This is a genomic window from Streptomyces sp. NBC_01341, from assembly GCF_035946055.1.
GTDB lineage: Bacteria > Actinomycetota > Actinomycetes > Streptomycetales > Streptomycetaceae > Streptomyces.
In genome coordinates, this window is the sequence record NZ_CP108364.1 from 2093706 (window position 1) to 2113177 (window position 19472).

Genomic DNA, 19472 nt, shown 5'->3' on the forward strand with positions numbered 1-19472 from the left:
CACGGGCGGGATCATCGGGATCTCCGGCAGCGTGGGAGCGGGCGGGCCGGGCCGGCGCGCGGGGCCCGGCCCAGGTCTCCTCAGCGCTCGGAGGCCGCCAGCTGTCCGCAGGCCCCGTCGATCTCCTGGCCGCGGGTGTCCCGGACGGTGACCGGCACGCCGTGGGCCGCGATGGCCTCGACGAACGCCTTCTCGTCCTCGGGCCGCGAGGCGGTCCACTTGGAGCCGGGCGTCGGGTTCAGCGGGATGAGGTTGACGTGGACCCGCTTGCCCTTGAGCAGCCGTCCCAGCCGGTCACCCCGCCATGCCTGGTCGTTGATGTCACGGATCAGCGCGTACTCGATGGAGATGCGGCGCCCGGACTTCTCCGCGTACTCCCACGCGGCGTCCAGGACTTCGCGTACCTTCCAGCGGGTGTTCACGGGGACGAGGGTGTCGCGCAGCTCGTCGTCCGGGGCGTGCAGGGAGACCGCGAGGCGGCACTTGAAGCCCTCGTCGGCGAAACGCAGCATGGCGGGGACCAGACCGACCGTGGACACCGTGATCCCGCGCTGCGAGAGCCCGAGGCCGTCGGGCTCCGGGTCCGTCAGCCGCCGGATCGCCCCGACCACGCGTTTGTAGTTGGCCAGCGGCTCGCCCATGCCCATGAACACGATGTTGGACAGCCGTGCCGGCCCGCCCGGGACCTCACCGTCGCGCAGCGCGCGCATGCCGTCCACGATCTGGTGCACGATCTCGGCGGTAGACAGGTTCCGGTCGAGGCCGGCCTGACCGGTCGCACAGAAGGGGCAGTTCATGCCGCACCCGGCCTGCGACGAGATGCACATGGTCACCCGGTCCGGATACCGCATCAGGACGGACTCGACGAGCGTCCCGTCGTGCAGCTTCCAGAGAGTCTTGCGGGTGGTGTCGTCGTCGCAGCTGACGTGACGCATGACCGACATCAGGTCGGGGAACATCGCCTCGGCGAGCTTGTCCCGCGATCCGGCCGGGATGTTGGTCCACTCGGCCGGATCGTGCGTGTACCGCGTGAAGTAGTGCTGCGACAGCTGCTTGGCACGGAAGCCCTTCTCGCCGGTCGCGGCGACTGCTTCCTTGCGCTCGTCGGGTGTGAGGTCGGCGAGGTGCCGCGGCGGCAGCTTGGCTCCGCGGGGCGCGACAAAAGTGAGTTCTCCGGGCTTAGGCATGGTTCATCCAGTGTCGCAGACACGCCGTGGTAGTAGAGGCCGCCGACGGGTCAGGAGCCGCACAGCGGGCCTCCGACGAGGGGCGACGGCACGGTGCGGCACGAGAACAGTGACCGATCGCACGACAGGGAGTGTCCTGTGCCTTCGAGGTGGCGCCTAACTGGGCCTGCTCCCGCTACCCGGCCGTGCAGTGCCAGATGTAGCGCCCACCCCGGAGTCCAGGAGGAAGTACGCGGCACGGGACGCCGGGGCCTAGAATCGAATATGTGTCCGATAACCTTTCTCGTCTGGACCGCCTCCGGATCGTGCGCGAGTGGCAGGCGTATCAGCTCGGCCGGACCGATCGGACCATCGCCGAGCTGGAGGAACGCGAAGCCTCGGCAGCCCGGGCGGCGCGCGTCCTGCCGCCGCCGGCGCCCGGATGGAAGCTGTCCGTGCTGCGCGCGGGTGGCTCGAACCAGGCGGACGCCGTGCACACCGGCGACTGCGGCATGGGCGGAAAACGAACACAGGTCATGACCCGTGAGCAGGCTCTGCGCGCACTCACTCAGGACGGGGTCACAGCCTGCCCGTACTGTCGGCCCGACAGGGAGCTCGGGGTGCTGTAAGCCCCACCGCGTGGGAGAACCGCCGTCCACGGGTGGGCCGTCAGCCCTGGCCAAGGGAGCACGATCGACCCCGGCACACGCGAACGGGGTCCGCCGTCCTGTGGACGGCGGACCCCGTTGACGGAACGCGGGCCGGTGTGGTGCGGCCGTGTCAGCCGGATCCGACGAACAGGACCAGCAGCAGCCACACGACCGGGGCGCTCGGCAGCAGGGAGTCGAGCCGGTCCATGATGCCGCCGTGGCCGGGCAGCAGCGTGCCCATGTCCTTGATCCCCAGGTCCCGCTTGATCATCGACTCGCCGAGGTCCCCCAGCGTGGCACTGGCGGCGACGGCGAGGCCCATCAGAAGCCCCTGCCACCAGCTCCCGTCGTCGATCAGGAACTGCATGCACAGTGCACCGGCGACCATCGCGAAGCCCACCGCACCGAACAGCCCCTCACGCGTCTTGCCGGGGCTGATGCGCGGCGCCAGCTTGTGCGTGCCGAAGCGCCAGCCGACGGCGTACGCACCGGTGTCACTGACCACCGTGAGCAGGAGGAAGGTGAGCACGCGCCACGGACCGTCGTCCGCGGTCAGCATCATCGCGACGAACGTGGCGAGGAACGGCACGTAGAAGACGGCGAACACGCCGGCCGTGACGTCCTTGAGGTAGCCCGCGGGCTCCTCCGTCATCCTCCACACGAGCACCGCGAGCGCCGTGAGCGCCATGGCGACCCAGGCGCCCTCGGACCCCCGCACATAGCCGGCGACGACCATCGCGGCGCCGCCGACGGCCAGCGGAACGAGGGGCGCGTTGATGCCCTTGCGTTCCTTGAGACGGGAGGTGAGCTCCCACAGCCCGACCACCACCGCCAGCGCGATCACGCCGACGAAGACGGCCTTCACGATGAAGAGCGAGCCGACGACGAGGGCGCCGAGGCCCACGCCGACCCCTATGGCGGCACGCAGGTCACGCCCCGCACGCTTCTTGTGCGGCTGTGGGGGCAGCGTGGTGGACATGGGCTCCTGCGGGCTCTCGTCACGGAACAGGGGGCCGCTGACGCGCGCGGCGTCCCTGTTCCGGTCGTCAGCGTCTCTACCTTCGTCGGGAACGTCCGGCACGATGGGCATGGGCCGAGTCTGCTGGGCGGCGTGCACATCGTTCGCGGGACCCGCCGGGGCCGCCCCCATCTCGGGCGTGCCCCAGTAGCCGGCTCCCTGCTGGGCGCCCCAGGAGGAGTCGTTCATCAGACTTCGAGCAGCTCGGCTTCCTTGTGCTTGAGCAGCTCGTCCACCTGCGCGACGTACTTCGCGGTGGTGTCGTCGAGCTCCTTCTCGGCGCGACGGACCTCGTCCTCGCCGGACTCCTTGTCCTTGACCAGCTTGTCGAGCGACTCCTTGGCCTTGCGGCGGATGGAGCGGATCGAGATCTTGGAGTCCTCGGCCTTGGTCTTGGCGACCTTGATGTACTCCTTGCGGCGGTCCTGCGTGAGCTCGGGGAACGTCACGCGGATGATGTTGCCGTCGTTGCTCGGGTTGACGCCGAGGTCGGAGTCACGGATCGCCTGCTCGATGTTCCGCAGCGCCGTCTTGTCGAACGGGGTCACCACGGCCATCCGCGGCTCGGGAACCGAGAACGAGGCGAGCTGGTTGATCGGGGTCAGAGCGCCGTAGTAGTCGGCGACGATCTTGTTGAACATCGCCGGGTGCGCGCGGCCGGTACGGATGGCGGCGAAGTCCTCTTTCGCGACCACGACGGCCTTCTCCATCTTCTCCTCGGCCTCGAGGAGGATTTCTTCGATCACCACGTGCTCCTGCGTGTCTTGAGCGGACCCGGCACAGCCGGGGCCTGCGGATCCTGCGTCGCGTCCTCACCTGCACGGTGTCCGACCGGCAGGCCGTTGTCCATCTTCGGGGCTGTCAGGCCCGGGTGCTCCGGTCGCTCACCAGCGTGCCGATCTTCTCACCCTTGACCGCGCGGGCGATATTGCCCTCGGCGGTCAGCTCGAAGACGAGGATCGGGAGCTGGTTGTCACGGCACAGCGTGATCGCGGTGGCGTCGGCGACCTTGAGGTCGCGTGCGATGACCTCGCCGTACTCCAGGGCGTCGAACTTCACCGCGTCGGGGTTGGCCTTCGGGTCGGAGTCGTAGACCCCGTCCACTCCGTTCTTCCCCATCAGCAGCGCCTCGGCATCGATCTCCAGGGCACGCTGGGCCGCGGTCGTGTCGGTGGAGAAGTACGGCATTCCCATGCCGGCGCCGAAGATCACGACGCGCCCCTTCTCCAGGTGCCGCACGGCACGGAGCGGGATGTACGGCTCCGCGACCTGGCCCATGGTGATGGCGGTCTGGACGCGCGAGTCGATGCCTTCCTTCTCCAGGAAGTCCTGCAGCGCCAGGCAGTTCATCACGGTGCCGAGCATGCCCATGTAGTCGGACCGCGCCCGGTCCATGCCACGCTGCTGGAGCTCGGCGCCACGGAAGAAGTTGCCGCCGCCGATGACGACCGCGATCTCCGCACCGTCACGTACGACCGCGGCGATCTCGCGGGCGATGGTGTGCACGACGTCGGGGTCGACGCCGAGGCCTCCGCCACCGGCGAAGGCCTCGCCGGAGAGCTTCAGCATGAAGCGTCCGGAAATCGTGCCGTCGTCGCGCTTGTGGTCACCCTGTGTGGCGTCCGCGCCCTTGTTCATGGAGATTCTCCTCGTGCACATACGAAGAAGGCCATTGCCGGTGGGTCTCTCGTCCCTCAGCGGCAATGGCCTCCTCGTCAGATCTGCGGTCGTACGGCTGAGTGCGGCCGACGACTGCACCAGACCCTATCGGGTCCACCGTTGTTCGCGGACGGACTCAGATGCCGACCTTGATACGCGTGAAGCGCTTCAGGGTCACACCGGCCTCGTCCAGGACCTTCTGGACGGACTTCTTGTTGTCCAGCGCGTAGGGCTGGCCGAGGAGGGTGGCCTCCTTGAAGAAGCCGTTGACGCGACCCTCGACGATCTTCGGGAGCGCGGCCTCGGGCTTGCCCTCGGCGCGCGTGGTCTCCTCGGCGACGCGGCGCTCGGCCTCGACGATCTCGGCGGGGACGTCCTCGCGGGACAGGTACTTCGGCGCGAAGGCGGCGATGTGCTGAGCCAGCCCCTTGGCCAGGTCGGCGTCGGCCTTGTCCAGCTCGACCATGACACCGATCTGCGGCGGCAGGTCGGGCATGGTGCGGTGCATGTACACGGAGATGAACGCACCGTCGAACTGCGCGAAGCGGTCCAGGACGATCTTCTCGCCGAGGTTGGCGTTCGCCTCGTCCACGTACGCCTGGACGGTCTTGCCGGACTCGATCTCCGAGGCGAGGAGCGCCTCGATGTCGGCCGGAGAGGTCGCGGCGACGTGCGCGGCGAGCGTGTTGGCGACGGCCTGGAACTTGTCACCCTTGGCGACGAAGTCCGTCTCGCACTTCAGCTCGAGCAGGACGCCGGACGTCTTGTCCTCGGAGACGAGGGAGACGACGGCACCGTTCTCGGCGGAACGGCCCTCGCGCTTGGCGACGCCCTTCTGGCCCTTGATGCGGAGCGCCTCGACAGCGCCGTCGACGTTGCCGTCGGCCTCGTCGAGCGCCTTCTTGCAGTCCATCATGCCGGCGCCGGTGAGCTCGCGGAGCTTCTTGACGTCAGCGGCGGTGTAGTTCGCCATGAGTCTGTTTCTCTCTCGAAGTCTGAAAGATCTACGGGTGAACGGCGGGGGCGGTGCCAGTGCACCTGCCCCCGCCGTCATTCAGCCGTGACTGACGGGTGTCAGGCCTGCTCGGCGTCCGCGGCCGGAGCCTCGGCGGCGGCCTCGTCCTGCTCGGCAGCGGCGGCGGCCGGCTCGGCGTCGGCGGCCTTCTCGGTCTCGGCGGAGGACTGGACCTCGTCCGTGCCCTCGGCGTCAGCCTTCTTGTCGCCCGCGAGCAGGTCGCGCTCCCACTCGGCGAGGGGCTCGCCGGCGGCCTTCTCGCCCGGCTTCGAGTCACCGGTCGCGGCACCGGAACGGGCGATGAGGCCCTCGGCGACGGCGTCGGCGATCACGCGGGTGAGCAGCGTGACGGAGCGGATCGCGTCGTCGTTGCCCGGAATCTTGTAGTCGACCTCGTCGGGGTCGCAGTTGGTGTCGAGGATCGCGACGACCGGGATGTGGAGCTTGCGCGCCTCACCGACGGCGATGTGCTCCTTCTTGGTGTCGACGATCCAGACGGCGCTGGGCACCTTCTGCATCTCGCGGATACCACCGAGGGTCTTCTCCAGCTTGGCCTTCTCGCGGGAGAGGACCAGGAGCTCCTTCTTGGTGAGGCCGGAGGCGGCCACGTCCTCGAAGTCGATGAGCTCGAGCTCCTTCAGACGCTGAAGGCGCTTGTAGACGGTGGAGAAGTTGGTGAGCATGCCACCGAGCCAACGCTGGTTGACGTACGGCATGCCGACGCGCGTCGCCTGCTCGGCGATGGCCTCCTGGGCCTGCTTCTTCGTACCCACGAACATGATGGAGCCGCCGTGGGCGACGGTCTCCTTGACGAACTCGTAGGCGCGGTCGATGTACGACAGCGACTGGAGCAGGTCGATGATGTAGATGCCGTTGCGCTCGGTGAAGATGAAGCGCTTCATCTTCGGGTTCCAGCGACGGGTCTGGTGACCGAAGTGGACGCCGCTTTCCAGCAGCTCCCGCATCGTGACGACGGCCATGGCCGTACTCCTTGAGGTACTCGGTTGTCGCGACCGCAGGATTGCTGTCGCGCCTGACGCCCCGACGCGCCGTGCCACAAAGGACCGAGAGGCGCGGCCACCGTCCGCAGAGAGGGAGATGGAGGGGCGTGCGAAGTCGACCCGGTGACCCGGATCGCCAGAAGAAGTGTACGGGACCCGTCGGGTGCCGGGTGACGGCGATGTCCACAGGGGCTCGGCCGTCCACAGGAAAAGGCCATGATCCCCGCGGAACGGGCCGCCGGGAGATGGTTCGGTCATGCGCCGCACACCTGCCATCAACGTAGTCCGGCTCCCGTTCGTCCGCCCTTCGCAGGCCCGCCCTCCCGCCGCGTTCCTCGCGGTGCTGCTCGCCCTTTCGACGGCGGCGCCACTGCTCGCCGTCCTGACGGGAGCCTCCGTCCCGTGGAGACCGGCACCGGCAGCGACGGTGGCCTCGGTGCCCACGTCGACGGGGGCACCGGCGTCGACGGGAGGGGACGGCAGCCGGGCCTGGCCACTGGCGGGACGACCCGTTGTCGTACGGGGCTGGGAGCAGCCCGCCGGTCCGTACGCGCCGGGGCACCGCGGCGTCGACCTCGGCGCCCCGCCGGGTACCCCGGTGCGGGCCGCCGCGCCGGGGCGGGTCGTCTTCGCGGGTCCGGTGGCGGGGCGCGGGGTGGTCTCCGTCGATGTGGCCGGCACCGGAGAGCCCCCGCTCCGCTTCACCTACGAGCCGGTGCGCGCGGAGGTCGCCGCGGGCGACGAGGTGTCGGCAGGGCAGGTGGTCGGAGTCGTCGGGCCGGAACCCTCGCACTGCGCCGCCGGGTGTCTTCACTGGGGCCTCAGACGCGGCGACGTCTACCTGGATCCTCTGACGCTGCTGCCACCCTCACTGCTGCGGCGCGGGCCCTCCCGGCTGCTGCCGGTGCTCGGCGTGCCGCTGCCCGATGCCACGTCGCACACAGGCCCGGCACGTGAGTCAGGTCAGCCCCGCACGCCGCGCAGGATCATGGCCACGGCGGTGTCCGCGACGACGCCCGGCTCCTCCGCCGCACCCAGCTCGATCCTGCGGACAGCGGCGTCCACGGAGCCCTGGAGCAGCATGGCCGCCAGTCTCGGCTCGGTGTGGCCGAGGTCCGCGAGCGCCTCGACGATCATGGCGATCAGCCCGCCGTGCGCGGCGCGGATCTTCTCCCTGGCACCCGCGTCCAGTTCGCTCGCGGAGATGGCCACGACCGCACGGTGCCTGCGGTCCCCGACCAGGTCGAGCTGCCTGCGCACGTAGGCCTCGATCTTCGCCTCCGGCGTACCGGCGCGCTCCATGGCGTTCTCGACCTCGGCGGCCCAGACGGGGAAGTCGACGGTGCAGAGCTCCTCGACGACGGCTGCGCGGGAGCGGAAGTACTCGTACACGGAGGACCTGGCGAGGCCGGTGCGCTCGGCGAGGGCGGGGAAGGTCAGCGCCTCCGTACCGCCCTCGGACAGCAAGGAGCGAGCGGCGTCCAGGAGGGCGCCGCGCTGCATGGTCCGGTGCTCGGCCACGGAGGCCGCTCGAATCCTGGGCACCCGTCCACTCTACGGCGGCGCCCGTCGGAAGGGAGTGGGCATACGCGGGGTGGGCGGGGCCGCTTCCGTCAGCGTCCGGCGTCGGCCAGCTTCGCGCGGAGCTGGAGCACGGACTTGGTGTGGATCTGGCTGACCCTGCTCTCGGTGACCCCGAGGACGTTGCCGATCTCGGCAAGGGTCAGGCCCTCGTAGTAGTAGAGGGTCACCACGGTCTTCTCCCGGTCCGGAAGTGTGTTGATGGCGCGTGCGAGCAGTCGTCTGAGTTCACGGTCCTCGGCGACCTCGACCGGATTGTCGGCGGCGGTGTCCTCGAGGGTGTCCATCAGGCTCAGCCGGCCGCCGCCCTCACCGCCGACGTGGAGCAGTTCCTCCAGGGCCACCACATTGGCGAGCGACAACTGGCTGAAAACCGCGTGCAGTTCCTCCAGGGCGACGCCCATCTCCGCCGCGACCTCGGCCTCCGAGGGGGTACGCCGCAGCTGTGCCTCGAGGGTGGCGTAGGCACGCTCGACGTTGCGCGCCTTCTGCCGGACGGACCGGGGAATCCAGTCCAGCGCGCGGAGTTCGTCGATCATCGCACCGCGGATCCTGGTGATGGCGTAGGTCTCGAACTTGATCGCGCGCTCGATGTCGAACTTCTCGATGGCGTCGATCAGCCCGAAGACGCCGGAGGAGACGAAGTCCGCCTGCTCCACATTGGACGGCAGCCCGACGCTGACCCGCCCGGCCACGTACTTCACCAGGGGCGAGTAGTGCAGGATCAGCTGCTCACGCAGCCGCTCGTCACCGGTGGTCTTGTAGGAACGCCACAACTCTTCGAGTGAGGAAGGAGCGGCGGGGCGCACAGTGCCACGCGCAGCCGGTGGGACTGCCGCGCGGTCAGACCCGGAGGTGTGCTGGGGCATGTGGTGCCTTGAGCCGTTCTGCTGTGGGAGTGCTGGGACGTGTCTCTGGGGCGGATTCCTTGTGAGCGTAGCGTGACTGAGGTGTTGCGGTGCGCTCAGGACAAGGGAACCGTGCGGTGCGATTGCGTTTCATTTCCCCCACCCCCGGACGCGGCCGAAGGCGGGGGACGCCGCCGCGCGCACCGGCCCCCGGAGGCCTGACCGGGTGCTGCTGAGGTCATCGGCAACACCTTTTCACCCGAATGCTCCGGGTCAAGTACCGCCTCGCCGCACGTCCCCATTGCGTGTGGGTACCGGTGTCAACCGCCATCGGCCGCCCTCGCGTTCGACGAACCCCAGTAAGTGCGGTTCGTACAACAGGCCGAGGTCTGCGCACCGTTGCGGGCGACGCACGGCGTGGCGTGAACGCCGGACGACCCGCCGCGTCAGCCACTCGGAGCGTGAACGTGGACGAGGGGGCATCCGGGCGGACGGCCGGGCCGGCGCCGCACCGCTACCTGGGGAGACATGCGGGCACCCGAAGACGCGGGCGCCTCGGCAACAAGCAACCGGGCAGCCGAACCCATAGGCACCCCGACAGCAAGGCCGCCGAGGGGACGCCGCCACGTGGTGCGCCCGCCGGGTCACCGCGGGCGTCCGGTTGCGCCGGTCCGACGCCCGCGCCTGGATCTCACCGTCATGGGTGAACCGGACGCCGGAGGCATGAGCGCGATGTCCACGCGCGAGCCGAGGGGAGGGCGGCTCGAAACCGGCACCCGGCGCACGGCACCCGGCGGGCGCCGGTCAACCGGGAGCCGCCACGAGGACTGCGGCCGCAGAACCTCCCCGGGGACCTGGGTGCGGCACCCGCCGGGAAGAGCCCGGAAGTGGGCGCGGCACCCCCTCACACCGTACGTTCGCCCCGCGGACAAGGCGGCGAGCGGCGAGGCACGGCAGCTACGGGAGCGCGTCGCCTGCCGCCGACGGAGGTGCCTCCGCCAACCTCCAGCCTCCGCCGTCGCGTTCGACGAACCCCATGGAGTGCAGTTCGTACAGCCGGGCGCGCGTCTCGTCGGCGCCCACCCCGGCCTCGCGGGCCACATCGGGCACGCCCACGGCCCCGCTGCGCGGAAGCGCGTCCAGGACGTGTGCGGTGTCCGCGTCCAGCCGGTCCCTCGGCAGCACCGGGCCGCGCCGGACCGGGGCCAGGTCGCCTATGCTGCCCACGAGTTCGGCCACCTCCGAGGCGTCGGTGACCAGGGTGCCCTCACCGCGCAGGAGTTCATGGACTCCGGACGACAGTCCGCTGGTGGCGGGGCCGGGGACACCCATCGCATGACGGCCCAACCGTTGTGCGTTGCGGGCGGTGACCAACGAACCGCTGCGGTATTCCGCCTCCACCACCACTGTCCCGCGGGTCAGCGCGGCGATGACGCGGTTCCGCATCACGAACCTGCTGCGGGTCGGATGTGACGCAGGAGCCAACTCCCCCACGATCAGGCCTTGTTCCGCGATGCGTCCGATCAGCTCGGTGTGCCCTCTGGGGTAGGCGACGTCCACTCCGCAGGCCAGCACCGCGACGGTCGCCCCTCCGGCGGCGAGCGCACCGCGATGAGCCGCGGCGTCCACCCCGAAGGCCGCACCGGACACCACCACCCAGCCCCGTTCGGCAAGCCCCGCTCCGAGGGACGCCGCCATATGGGCGCCGTACGGGGTGCACGCCCGGGCCCCGACGACCGCGACCGAGCGCAGGGCCCACAGCCGGAGGTCGGGGGCGCCCCTGACCCACAGCCCGATGGGCCGCGCGTCGCCCAGATCGTCGAGCTGGGTCGGCCACTCCCGGTCACCGGGACAGATGAACCGCCCGCCGATCGCCGACACGTCCGCCAGGTCCCGCCCGGGATCGACACCCGATGCCCTCAGGCGGCAGCCCGCGAGGCGCGTGACGCTCGCCCCTTCGAGCAACTGCCCCGGTCCGTCACCGACAGTCAGACGCCGCATCAGCTCGATGGGGCCCATCTCCCGGAGCCAGCGGCCGCCGCGCTCGTCCCCGGGTTCGAACACGCGGGTCAGTGCGGCACGGGCCAGCCTCTCCCGGTGACCGTCAGGTGGCGGGCCCTGCCTCTGGACACCTTGCCCGTTCACGAGGCGCCCGCCCGCATCGGGACGCCGCGCTGGATGCCCGTCCGGAGCTCCAGGGCGACGGCGATGTCCGAGGCGTCGGGACGGTCCGCGGCTCTCAGGTCGGCCACCGTCCACGCCACGCGCAGGACCCTGTCCAGCCCGCGGGCCGTGAGGGCGCCGCGCTCCATGTCGCGCTCGGCGGCCGCCAGCGCGCCGGGCGCCGCGACCAGCCGGGTACGCAGCTCGTGGCCGGGTACCTCACTGTTGGTCGTCCACGGTGTGCCGGCGAGCCGTTCGGCGGCCCTGGCCCTGGCCTGCCGCACCCTGGCGGCCACCTCGGCCGAGGACTCGCCCCGGCCTCCGCCGCCCAGCAGGTCGGCTCTGCTCACCGGCTCGACCTCCACCCGCAGATCCACCCGGTCCAGCAGCGGACCGGACAGCCGCGCCTGGTAGCGGCGGACCGCGGAGGGCGCGCATTCACATCCCGACCCGGCCAGGGTGTGCCTGCCGCACGGGCAGGGGTTCGCCGCGAGGACCATCAGGAAGCGCGCGGGCAGCCGCACGACCCCGGCCGCACGCGCGACCACGACGTGCCCGGACTCGAGCGGCTGGCGCAGCGCGTCCAGCGCCCTGCCCGAGAACTCCGGAGCCTCGTCCAGGAACAGGACGCCCCGGTGCGCGAGTGACACCGCTCCCGGCCTGGGAAGGCCGTTTCCCCCGCCGACCAGCGACTGCATCGTCGCCGAGTGGTGCGGGGCGCAGTACGGCGCCCTGCCGATCAGCGGCTCCCCCGGCGGGAGGATGCCCGCGACCGAGTGCACCGCCGTCACCTCAAGGGACTCCCGCCGGGTCAGCGCAGGCAGGATCGCCGTGAGCCGCTCGGCCAGCATGGTCTTCCCCGCGCCGGGCGGACCCGAGAGCAGCAGGTGGTGTCCGCCCGCCGCCGCCACCTCCAGGGCCGTGCGTGCCCGCACCTGGCCCGCGACGTCGGCCAGGTCCGGCCGGTGCCCCGTGCCGTCGGCGGAGAGCGGCACCAGCCCCGAGCCGATGCCCGCACCCGGGACCATCAGCCCGGCGAGCATCGCGTCGGGGCGGCCGAGGTCGGCCGCCGTCTCGTCCGGTACGGGTTCGTCACCCAGGACGGCGATCAGCTGGCGCAGGCTCCGCACGCCGAGGACCGAGATGCCCGGCACCAGGGCGGCCTCCCCCGCCGTCTGCTCCGGGACGACGACCTGGCGGTACCCGGCCTCCGCCGCCGCGAGCACCGCGGGCAGTACCCCGCGCACGGGTCGCACCCGGCCGTCCAGGCCGAGCTCTCCGATCATCACCACGTCGGCGATGGCCGCCGGGTCGATCCGCTCCGCCGCGCCGAGCACCGCGCACGCAACAGCGAGATCGAAACCCGAACCGCTTTTCGGGACGGAGGCGGGCGAGAGCCCCACCGTGAGCTTTTTCTGCGGCCACTCCGCCCCGCTGTTGACGATCGCGGCCCTGACCCGGTCCCTGCTCTCCACCAGGCTCTTGTCCGGCAGTCCGACGAGCGTGAAGGCCGCCACACCCGGTTCCAGATCGGCCTGGACCTCCACCACCACACCCTCGACGCCGACCAGCGCCACCGAGCACGCCCGCGCGAATCCCATCAGGCCACGCCCCGCACGTGCTGGACGACCGGAGCGCCCCGCCTGGGCACGAGGATCCCGACCAGATCGATCCGGGCCCCGCCTGGCGGCGGCCCGCCGTGCCTGTCGAGCCAGATCTCCGCGAGCCTGCGGAGCCGGTCGGCCTTGGCCGGCGTGACTGCCTCCATCGGATGCTCGAAGGAGCCCTCCCTGCGTGTCTTCACCTCGCAGACGACCACCGCGTCGCCGTCCATGGCGACGATGTCGAGCTCTCCCGCCCGGCATCGCCAGTTGCGCTCCAGGACGGCCATTCCGGCATCCGCCAGCAGCCGCGCCGCCAGGTCCTCGCCGTACCGCCCGAGTGCCCCCCGTGCGTTCATTCGGCACCACCTCCGGCACCGACGATGACGCCTCACGCGCAATCCATTGGATCTTGGTGGATAACCCCCTCATTGTGGAAATCCCGGCCACTCGTACGAGTGAGCCGGGATACCGGGGAGCGCCGTCGGCATCAGCCTCCGGGAAGCTCGAGGTCGCTCTTGTTGAGCTCCTCGATGTTCACGTCCTTGAACGTCAGGACGCGGACCTGCTTGACGAACCGGGCGGGCCTGTACATGTCCCAGACCCACGCGTCCGCCATGGAAACCTCGAAAAAGACCTCACCCTGAACCGAGTGCACCTGCATCTCGTAGTCGTTGGTGAGGTAGAAGCGCCGTTCGGTCTCGATCACATATTTGAACAGACCGACGACATCGCGGTACTCCCGGTAGAGCTTCAGCTCCATCTCGGTCTCGTACTTCTCGAGGTCCTCGGCACTCATGGCATGTTCCCCTTCAGCCGTGCGTCCCCCTATTGTGCGTCAGCCCCGCGCACCCCTGGCCGATTAGACGATTTCGGGGGCGAGGACCAGCGGAACACTCGGGGGACCCTCGTCGAGCAGCGTGCGCAGCAGCCCGGCGAGCCTGGTCGGGTACACCGTCTCACGCGTGGCCAGCAGTTCGGCGGAAGTCCACCACCTCAGACCGGCAACGCTGCGCAGCTCGAGCTCCGTGTGCCCCGTCCGGTCCGTGGAGGTCTGCGACGTACGGGCCAGGAAGTACCACTCGTCCTGGTCCCAGCGACGCCCGTCGAACGGGAAGGAGCAGACCCGCGTCCACAGCAGCGGACCGAGCGTGACGTCCGTGATCCCGGACTCCTCCGCGAGCTCACGGAGCGCGGCCTGCTCGCGGGTCTCGTCCCCCTCCAGCCCGCCCCCCGGGGTGAACCACCAGGTGTCGGCCGGGTCGTCGGGCTCGAAGCCGTGGAGCAGCAGGATCCGGTCGTCAGGGTCCAGGAGGATCACCCTGGCGACCCTGCGTGCCTCAGCGGGCACCGGCGGACGCCTTCCGCCTCTTCGGGCCACGGGCGGACCGGGCCGCCAAAGGGCCGTAGGCCGCTCCGCCCAGGATGAGGACCACTCCCACCACCAGGGCGCCGGCCTGCAGCGGCAGGGGCCCGCTGGACGACACCCCTCCCGGCAGGGACGCGAAGGCCTGCGGCCGGCCGATCATGCCGTCCAGGGGCCACGCCACGGCGTCCACGCGCGCCTGGACGGCACTGCGCGGTACGGAACCGTGCCCGGGGTCCTCCAGGTGGACGCGGGAGTCCATCGAGGTGTCGCGCTCGTCCCCGAGGAGGAACAGCTGTCCTTCCGGAACGTCGGCCGTGAACTTCTGGGCGGAGGCGGGGGCCTTGCCGTCCGCGCCGACGAGTGACGAGGCGCCGTCCGCCCGCAGATACGGTTCCTCGATGGGCTTGCCGTTGACGGTGAGGCGGCCGTCGTCGCCGCAACACGCGATCGTGTCACCGCCGACGCCGACGACACGCTTGACCATCGGCACGTCGCCCCAGGCCGAGTCGGTGAAAACGACCACGTCACCACGCCGCACGTCACCGCCGTCCACCCGCTCGGCGAGCACCCGGTCCCCGGCGTTCACCGTCGGTGACATCGAGTCGGTCGGCACCGTGTACGGCGCGTACACCACCGCTCCCCAGGCGAATCCGCCGAGGAAGAGCACACAGCCGACGGCCACGGCCAGGTTCGACAACACAGTGCCGAGCCGACCGTGGCCGTCATCCGTACGTCCTGTTCCACTCATCCCAGCGCTCCCCCATCGGAGATCGACAATCGCTGATCCGAGTCGGCACCCTACCCGGCGGTACGCCCGTGGGTCAGCCTGCGGCGACGCCAGAACACGAGGGGCAGCGCACCGGCTACACCGAGTGCTCCCGGCACGGCGGCGGAGGCCGCAGCGTTCAGCCCCGGCTGGTCGAACGTCTTCGGCACAGGCAGGGTCGCCCAGCGGCTGATCGGCCATGCGATCACGATGGCCCGGCCGACGACCTCGTCGTTGGGAACCGTGCCGCCGCCGGGAAGCTCCTGGTGGTAACGGGAGTCCCACGAGTTCTGCCGGTGGTCGCCCATCACCCAGATCCGGCCCTTGGGCACGTGGACCGGACCGAACGGCTCGTCGTCGCACGCGCTGTTGCCCTTGAAGATGAACGACTTGTCGTCGAGCGCCTTGCCGTTGACCGTGACCGGCCCGTTCTTCTTGCACTCGACCGTGTCACCGCCTACCGCGATGACCCGCTTGATCAGGTCCTTCTCCTCGGCCGACGGCATCAGCCCGATGAAGCTCAGGAACTTCTGCACCGCGTTGGGCTCGGGCGTCGCGGTGTCCTCGAGCCAGCCGCCCGGGTCGTGGAAGACCACGACCTCGCCGCGCTCCGGCTCCGCGCCGAACCACGGGGTCAGCTTGTCGACCAGTACCCGGTCACCCCGCTGAAGGGTGTTCTGCATCGAGTCCGAGGGGATCGAGAACGCCTGTACCAGGAAGGTCTTGATCAGCAGCGCGAGAATGAGCGCGATACCGATGAGGAGCGGCAGTTCCTTCCAGAAGGAGCGCGGCTTCTTCACCGCCCTGCTGCCACCGCCCGCGGCATCGCCGTCACTGTCCGCACCCACCGGAACTCCCTCGCCAGAAGGCCGGTCCTCGGGTTCGTCGTGTCCGGATCGTGCGCCGACCGCCAAATCCCCCACATCCACTCCTCACTCCGTGCCACCGCCCGCGTCCGATCCGGCGCAGGCCCACCACTCCCATAACGAGCGGGAGTTCCGCAGGGGTCGGGAGCAGGACCATTCCGTTGCGATCCTGGGAGGACAGACTATTCGACGGGCTCGGCCCCGCAGTCGTCCTGGCGCGCCCGTCGGGGACCGACGCGTACGTCCCGGGCTCCTCCAGCCTGCGCCAGTGACCGAACGGCCAGGCGATCACGACGGCCCTGCCCACGACCTGGTCCTGTGAGACCGTGCCGTTTCCGGGCTTGTCGAGGTGGAAGCGCGAGTCCGCGGAGTTGGACCGATGGTCGCCCATCACGAAGATCCGGCCCTGCGGAACCTTTACCTCGAATTTGAGAGTGGAGGGCACATCACCGGGGTTCAGGTAGGGCTCGTCGAGCGCCACGCCGTTGACCGTGATCCTGCCGTCGGTACCGCAGCACTTCACGGTGTCGCCCCCGACGGCGACCACGCGCTTGATCAGATCCTGTTCGTCCTCGGAGGGCAGCAGCCCGATGAACGTCAGCAACTCCTTCATCTGCTTGATGCCCGCCGGCGGGTCCTCGGTGGCGGGGGCCTCCTGCTGCAGCCAGCCACCGGGGTCCTTGAAGACGACGACGTCACCGCGCTCGGGTTCGGAGCCGAACCACGGGGTCAGCTTGTCCACGAGTACCCGGTCGCCGATCCTGATGGTCTGTTCCATCGACCCGGAGGGGATCACGAAGGCCTGGACGAGGAAGGTCTTCAGCACCAGCGCGATCAGCAGGGCCACCACGACGAGGAGCGGAATCTCCTTGATCGCGGATCTGCGTCTGCGGCGTTTCACCTTGCGGGCGAGTTTTCTCCGCTCCGCCCGTGTGGGCAGCGAGCGTGGGGTCGTCGGCCGTGATCCGGTGGGCAGCGGAGGACTGGCGTCCGTCCCGTCGCGGCCACGCCCGCGGTTACCCACGGTCCGCGCCTGTCGGCCGTATGCCCGCGAAGGCGTCCGTGCCCTCCAGGGAGCCGACCCTGCCGAGCGGCCAGCCGAGCCAGTCGACCCGCCCGATCACACGGTCGAGCGGCACCATGCCGCCGCCCGGCTCCCCGAGGTGGTCGCGGGAGTCCCGGGACCTGCTGCGATGGTCCCCCATCACCCACAGGGTGCCGCCGGGCACCACGATGTCGAAGGCGACCTCGGACGGTCTGTCCCCGGGGTGGATGTAGCCCTCGCTCACCGCGGTGCCGTTCACCTCGAGCCTTCCCAGCCTGTCGCAGCAGACCACCCGGTCGCCCCCCACGCCCACCACCCGCTTCACGAAGTCCGTCCCGGCGGGCTCGGCCAGTCCCAGGGACGCGGCCGCCCCGCGCAGCAGTTCGCCCACGGGGTCGCCGCCGGTGTCCGCCTCCCGCACGAACGATCCGGTGCCGTCGAAGACCACCACGTCGCCGCGCCGGGGTTCGGATCCGAAACGGTACGCCAGTTTGTTGACGAGTACCCGGTCCCCGATTCTCAATGTGGGTTCCATAGATCCGCTGGGGATGAGGAAGGGCTGGAGCACGAACGCGCTGAACAGCAGCAGGGCCGCGGTGCAGGCCATCCCCAGGAACGCCGTCCGCCCCCAGGACACCGACCTGGGCAGCCGGTCCCGGACATGCGCGGAGCGCGACCCCTCCTCCGGCCCGTCTGCGGGGCCTGAGGAACGATCGCGCTCCGTGTGCTGTGCTTCCGTGTCCATCGGGGCCGGATTCTATCCGGCCCCGCTGTGGACGCCGGAGGTGAATCAGCGGTCGCGCTTCTCCTTGATCTTCGCGGCCTTGCCGCGGAGCTCACGGAGGAAGTACAGCTTGGCGCGACGGACATCACCGCGGGTGACGAGCTCGATCTTCTCGAAGATCGGGCTGTGCACCGGGAAGGTGCGCTCGACGCCGACGCTGAAGGAGACCTTGCGGACCGTGAAGGTCTCGCTGACGCCCGAGCCCTGGCGACGGATGACTACGCCCTTGAACTGCTGGATACGGGAGCGGTTGCCCTCGATCACGCGCACGTGGACGTTGACGGTGTCACCCGGGCGGAACGCCGGGAGGTCGGTGCGGAGCGAGGCGGCGTTGACGCCATCGAGCAGGGAAGTCATGTTGTCTGCTTTCTTCGCCGATGCCACAGGTCATCGACGGGAGAGAGTGAGGTCGGGATGCTGATCCCATCGGGCGGGCGTCTGTCCCCCTGTGGCAGGGGCGCACGCCGGACGTACAGCGGGCCTATTCTTCCACGGCCTGCGGCCTGCGCCAAAATCGGCCGCCGGGCTCCGGGGACCAGCCGAGGATGGAGAGGATCTCGCGGTCCTTCTTGTCGAAGCCGGATGCCTCGCAACGCTCGATGAGATCCGGCCGGTTGAGCGCGGTACGACGGAATGCCTCGTCCCGCCGCCAGCGCGCGATGCGCCCGTGGTGCCCGCTCAGCAGCACGTCCGGGATGCCCCGGCCACGCCACTCGGGGGGCTTCGTGTAGACCGGGCCTTCCAGGAGGTCGGCCATGGCTCCGGGCGCGAAGGAGTCGTCCCGGTGCGACTCGGCGTTGCCGAGCACCCCCGGCAGCAGCCTGGCCACGGCCTCCGTGATCACCAGGACGGCGGCCTCCCCGCCGGCCAGGACGTAGTCCCCGATGGAGACCTCGACGACGGGCATCCGGGTCGCGTACTCGTCCGTCACCCGGCGGTCGATGCCCTCGTAGCGGGCGGGAGCGAAGACCAGCCACGGCCGCTCCGACAGCTCCACGGCGAGCTCCTGGGTGAAGGGCCGGCCACTGGGTGTAGGCACCACGAGCACCGGGGAGTGCGCCCCTGCCTCGTATCCGTCGGCCAGCGCGTCGTCCAGGGCCTCGCCCCACGGGCCGGTCTTCATGACCATGCCGGGGCCGCCGCCGTACGGGGTGTCGTCCACGGTGTTGTGCCGGTCGTGGGTCCAGTCACGCAGGTCGTGGACGTGTACGTCGAGGCTGCCCCGGGCGCGGGCCTTGCCGACGAGGGAGACGTTCAGGGGTTCGAGGTACTCGGGGAAGATCGTGACGACGTCCAGCCGCATCACGCGCCGCCCTTCTTCCCGTCGTCCGCGGCGTCGTCGCCGGCGCTGTCCTCGTCGCGCACGGACGCGATGACGGCCTCGCTCTCGTCGATCAGACCGGGCGGCGGCGTGATGACGGCACGCTGCTCCTCCAGGTCGATCTCGGTGACGATCTCCTCGACGAACGGGATCATCACCTCGCTGCCGTCCGGGCGTTCCACGATGAAGAGGTCCTGCGAGGGCAGGTGAGTGATCTCCGTGATCCGGCCGATCTCGGTGCCGTCGGCCAGGACGACGTCGAGGTCCATCAGCTGGTGGTCGTAGAACTCCTCGGGATCCTCCGGCAGTTCCGCGGGGTCCACCTCGGCGATCAGCAGGGTGTTGCGCAGCGCCTCGGCGGCCGTGCGGTCGCGCACCCCCTCGAACCGCAGCAGCAGCCTTCCGCTGTGCACCCGGCCGGTCTCGATGGCCAGCGGCCCCACGTGGGCGGGCTCGGTGGCCAGGACGGCGCCGGGCCCGAGCCGGAGCTCGGGCTCGTCGGTGCGCACCTCGACGGTGACCTCGCCCTTGATGCCGTGGGCGCGACCGATCCGCGCAACTACCAACTGCACGCTGTTTCTCCCGGTGTTCTCTTGCTGAGGAGGCGGTGATGTACGGA

At 70.3% G+C, this 19472-nt stretch carries 21 protein-coding genes and 1 pseudogene; 2 read left to right on the top strand and 20 right to left on the bottom strand.

The window, feature by feature from the left end:
* Positions 1–80: 80 nt before the first annotated feature.
* A complete protein-coding gene (rlmN, locus tag OG206_RS08835; RefSeq protein ID WP_327114014.1) occupies positions 81–1187 on the bottom strand; it encodes a 23S rRNA (adenine(2503)-C(2))-methyltransferase RlmN in 1107 nt (368 codons plus the stop codon).
* A gap of 266 nt (positions 1188–1453) precedes the next feature.
* Here rlmN and OG206_RS08840 point away from each other — a divergent pair, with 266 nt between their 5' ends.
* Positions 1454–1795 (top strand): DUF6233 domain-containing protein, encoded by a 342-nt coding sequence (locus OG206_RS08840; RefSeq protein WP_327114016.1) that lies wholly within the window; start codon positions 1454–1456, stop codon positions 1793–1795.
* Positions 1796–1946: 151 nt separating this feature from the next.
* Here the strand turns inward: OG206_RS08840 and OG206_RS08845 are convergent, their stop codons facing one another.
* The 5 genes from OG206_RS08845 to rpsB all read right to left on the bottom strand — a co-directional run bounded on the left by OG206_RS08845 (position 1947) and on the right by rpsB (position 6488).
* A complete protein-coding gene (locus tag OG206_RS08845) occupies positions 1947–3023 on the bottom strand; it encodes a phosphatidate cytidylyltransferase (protein ID WP_327114018.1) in 1077 nt (358 codons plus the stop codon).
* Positions 3023–3580 carry a ribosome recycling factor gene (gene frr / locus OG206_RS08850; RefSeq protein ID WP_031100531.1) on the bottom strand — a complete coding sequence of 186 codons (558 nt, stop codon included), beginning with the start codon at positions 3578–3580 and terminating at the stop codon, positions 3023–3025. Before frr ends, OG206_RS08845 begins: the two co-directional genes overlap by 1 nt.
* A 115-nt stretch (positions 3581–3695) precedes the next feature.
* Positions 3696–4472, bottom strand: coding sequence for a UMP kinase (gene pyrH, locus OG206_RS08855; protein ID WP_327114023.1), 777 nt, complete (start codon positions 4470–4472; stop codon positions 3696–3698).
* 157 nt (positions 4473–4629) lie between these two features.
* Positions 4630–5466, bottom strand: coding sequence for a translation elongation factor Ts (gene tsf, locus OG206_RS08860; protein ID WP_327114025.1), 837 nt, complete (start codon positions 5464–5466; stop codon positions 4630–4632).
* A gap of 101 nt (positions 5467–5567) precedes the next feature.
* Positions 5568–6488 (bottom strand): 30S ribosomal protein S2, encoded by a 921-nt coding sequence (rpsB, locus tag OG206_RS08865; protein WP_014153797.1) that lies wholly within the window; start codon positions 6486–6488, stop codon positions 5568–5570.
* Positions 6489–6765: 277 nt separating this feature from the next.
* On the opposite strand from rpsB, the pseudogene OG206_RS08870 reads away from it, so the two are divergent.
* Positions 6766–7299: pseudogene (locus OG206_RS08870) on the top strand (murein hydrolase activator EnvC family protein); the annotation flags it as partial.
* A gap of 173 nt (positions 7300–7472) precedes the next feature.
* Here OG206_RS08870 and OG206_RS08875 read toward each other — a convergent pair.
* The 14 genes from OG206_RS08875 to rimM all read right to left on the bottom strand — a co-directional run bounded on the left by OG206_RS08875 (position 7473) and on the right by rimM (position 19425).
* Positions 7473–8030, bottom strand: a complete 558-nt coding sequence (locus OG206_RS08875) for a TetR/AcrR family transcriptional regulator (protein ID WP_327122216.1) — start codon at positions 8028–8030, stop codon at positions 7473–7475.
* A 92-nt stretch (positions 8031–8122) separates the two neighbouring features.
* Entirely contained in the window at positions 8123–8959 is an 837-nt protein-coding gene (gene whiG / locus OG206_RS08880) for an RNA polymerase sigma factor WhiG (protein WP_327114029.1), read from the bottom strand.
* 936 nt (positions 8960–9895) lie between these two features.
* Positions 9896–11002 (bottom strand): DNA-processing protein DprA, encoded by a 1107-nt coding sequence (gene dprA, locus OG206_RS08890; protein WP_442805828.1) that lies wholly within the window; start codon positions 11000–11002, stop codon positions 9896–9898.
* Positions 11003–11079: 77 nt separating this feature from the next.
* Positions 11080–12702: a YifB family Mg chelatase-like AAA ATPase gene (locus OG206_RS08895; RefSeq protein ID WP_327114033.1), complete on the bottom strand. Its 1623-nt coding sequence runs from the start codon at positions 12700–12702 to the stop codon at positions 11080–11082.
* Positions 12702–13061 (bottom strand): YraN family protein, encoded by a 360-nt coding sequence (locus OG206_RS08900; protein WP_327114035.1) that lies wholly within the window; start codon positions 13059–13061, stop codon positions 12702–12704. The genes OG206_RS08895 and OG206_RS08900 overlap by 1 nt, the downstream gene beginning before the upstream one ends.
* A 131-nt stretch (positions 13062–13192) precedes the next feature.
* Positions 13193–13501, bottom strand: a complete 309-nt coding sequence (locus OG206_RS08905) for a DUF2469 domain-containing protein (protein ID WP_003965949.1) — start codon at positions 13499–13501, stop codon at positions 13193–13195.
* A 63-nt stretch (positions 13502–13564) separates the two neighbouring features.
* Positions 13565–14053 (bottom strand): NUDIX hydrolase, encoded by a 489-nt coding sequence (locus OG206_RS08910; protein WP_327114037.1) that lies wholly within the window; start codon positions 14051–14053, stop codon positions 13565–13567.
* Positions 14043–14819, bottom strand: coding sequence for a signal peptidase I (lepB, locus tag OG206_RS08915; RefSeq protein ID WP_327114039.1), 777 nt, complete (start codon positions 14817–14819; stop codon positions 14043–14045). Before lepB (OG206_RS08915) ends, OG206_RS08910 begins: the two co-directional genes overlap by 11 nt.
* A 50-nt stretch (positions 14820–14869) precedes the next feature.
* Positions 14870–15751: a signal peptidase I gene (lepB, locus tag OG206_RS08920; RefSeq protein ID WP_327122217.1), complete on the bottom strand. Its 882-nt coding sequence runs from the start codon at positions 15749–15751 to the stop codon at positions 14870–14872.
* A complete protein-coding gene (gene lepB / locus OG206_RS08925) occupies positions 15669–16727 on the bottom strand; it encodes a signal peptidase I (protein WP_327114041.1) in 1059 nt (352 codons plus the stop codon). The genes lepB (OG206_RS08920) and lepB (OG206_RS08925) overlap by 83 nt, the downstream gene beginning before the upstream one ends.
* Positions 16720–17493 (bottom strand): signal peptidase I, encoded by a 774-nt coding sequence (gene lepB, locus OG206_RS08930; protein WP_327114043.1) that lies wholly within the window; start codon positions 17491–17493, stop codon positions 16720–16722. Before lepB (OG206_RS08930) ends, lepB (OG206_RS08925) begins: the two co-directional genes overlap by 8 nt.
* 45 nt (positions 17494–17538) lie before the next feature.
* Positions 17539–17889, bottom strand: a complete 351-nt coding sequence (gene rplS, locus OG206_RS08935) for a 50S ribosomal protein L19 (protein ID WP_031100562.1) — start codon at positions 17887–17889, stop codon at positions 17539–17541.
* 124 nt (positions 17890–18013) lie between these two features.
* Positions 18014–18835 (bottom strand): tRNA (guanosine(37)-N1)-methyltransferase TrmD, encoded by an 822-nt coding sequence (trmD, locus tag OG206_RS08940; RefSeq protein WP_327122218.1) that lies wholly within the window; start codon positions 18833–18835, stop codon positions 18014–18016.
* Entirely contained in the window at positions 18835–19425 is a 591-nt protein-coding gene (rimM, locus tag OG206_RS08945; protein ID WP_327114045.1) for a ribosome maturation factor RimM, read from the bottom strand. The genes trmD and rimM overlap by 1 nt, the downstream gene beginning before the upstream one ends.
* Positions 19426–19472 lie beyond the last annotated feature (47 nt).

What these genes read in the sequence shown, in the direction of transcription:
- rplS (WP_031100562.1), bottom strand. Translation starts at nt 17,889, where the DNA reads ATGACTTCCCTGCTCGATGGCGTCAACGCCGCCTCGCTCCGCACCGAC.
- lepB (WP_327114039.1), bottom strand. Translation starts at nt 14,819, where the DNA reads ATGAGTGGAACAGGACGTACGGATGACGGCCACGGTCGGCTCGGCACT.
- tsf (WP_327114025.1), bottom strand. Translation starts at nt 5,466, where the DNA reads ATGGCGAACTACACCGCCGCTGACGTCAAGAAGCTCCGCGAGCTCACC.
- rpsB (WP_014153797.1), bottom strand. Translation starts at nt 6,488, where the DNA reads ATGGCCGTCGTCACGATGCGGGAGCTGCTGGAAAGCGGCGTCCACTTC.
- OG206_RS08845 (WP_327114018.1), bottom strand. Translation starts at nt 3,023, where the DNA reads ATGAACGACTCCTCCTGGGGCGCCCAGCAGGGAGCCGGCTACTGGGGC.
- OG206_RS08900 (WP_327114035.1), bottom strand. Translation starts at nt 13,061, where the DNA reads ATGAACGCACGGGGGGCACTCGGGCGGTACGGCGAGGACCTGGCGGCG.
- pyrH (WP_327114023.1), bottom strand. Translation starts at nt 4,472, where the DNA reads ATGAACAAGGGCGCGGACGCCACACAGGGTGACCACAAGCGCGACGAC.
- OG206_RS08895 (WP_327114033.1), bottom strand. Translation starts at nt 12,702, where the DNA reads ATGGGATTCGCGCGGGCGTGCTCGGTGGCGCTGGTCGGCGTCGAGGGT.
- rlmN (WP_327114014.1), bottom strand. Translation starts at nt 1,187, where the DNA reads ATGCCTAAGCCCGGAGAACTCACTTTTGTCGCGCCCCGCGGAGCCAAG.
- whiG (WP_327114029.1), bottom strand. Translation starts at nt 8,959, where the DNA reads ATGCCCCAGCACACCTCCGGGTCTGACCGCGCGGCAGTCCCACCGGCT.
- OG206_RS08905 (WP_003965949.1), bottom strand. Translation starts at nt 13,501, where the DNA reads ATGAGTGCCGAGGACCTCGAGAAGTACGAGACCGAGATGGAGCTGAAG.
- trmD (WP_327122218.1), bottom strand. Translation starts at nt 18,835, where the DNA reads ATGCGGCTGGACGTCGTCACGATCTTCCCCGAGTACCTCGAACCCCTG.
- lepB (WP_327114043.1), bottom strand. Translation starts at nt 17,493, where the DNA reads ATGGACACGGAAGCACAGCACACGGAGCGCGATCGTTCCTCAGGCCCC.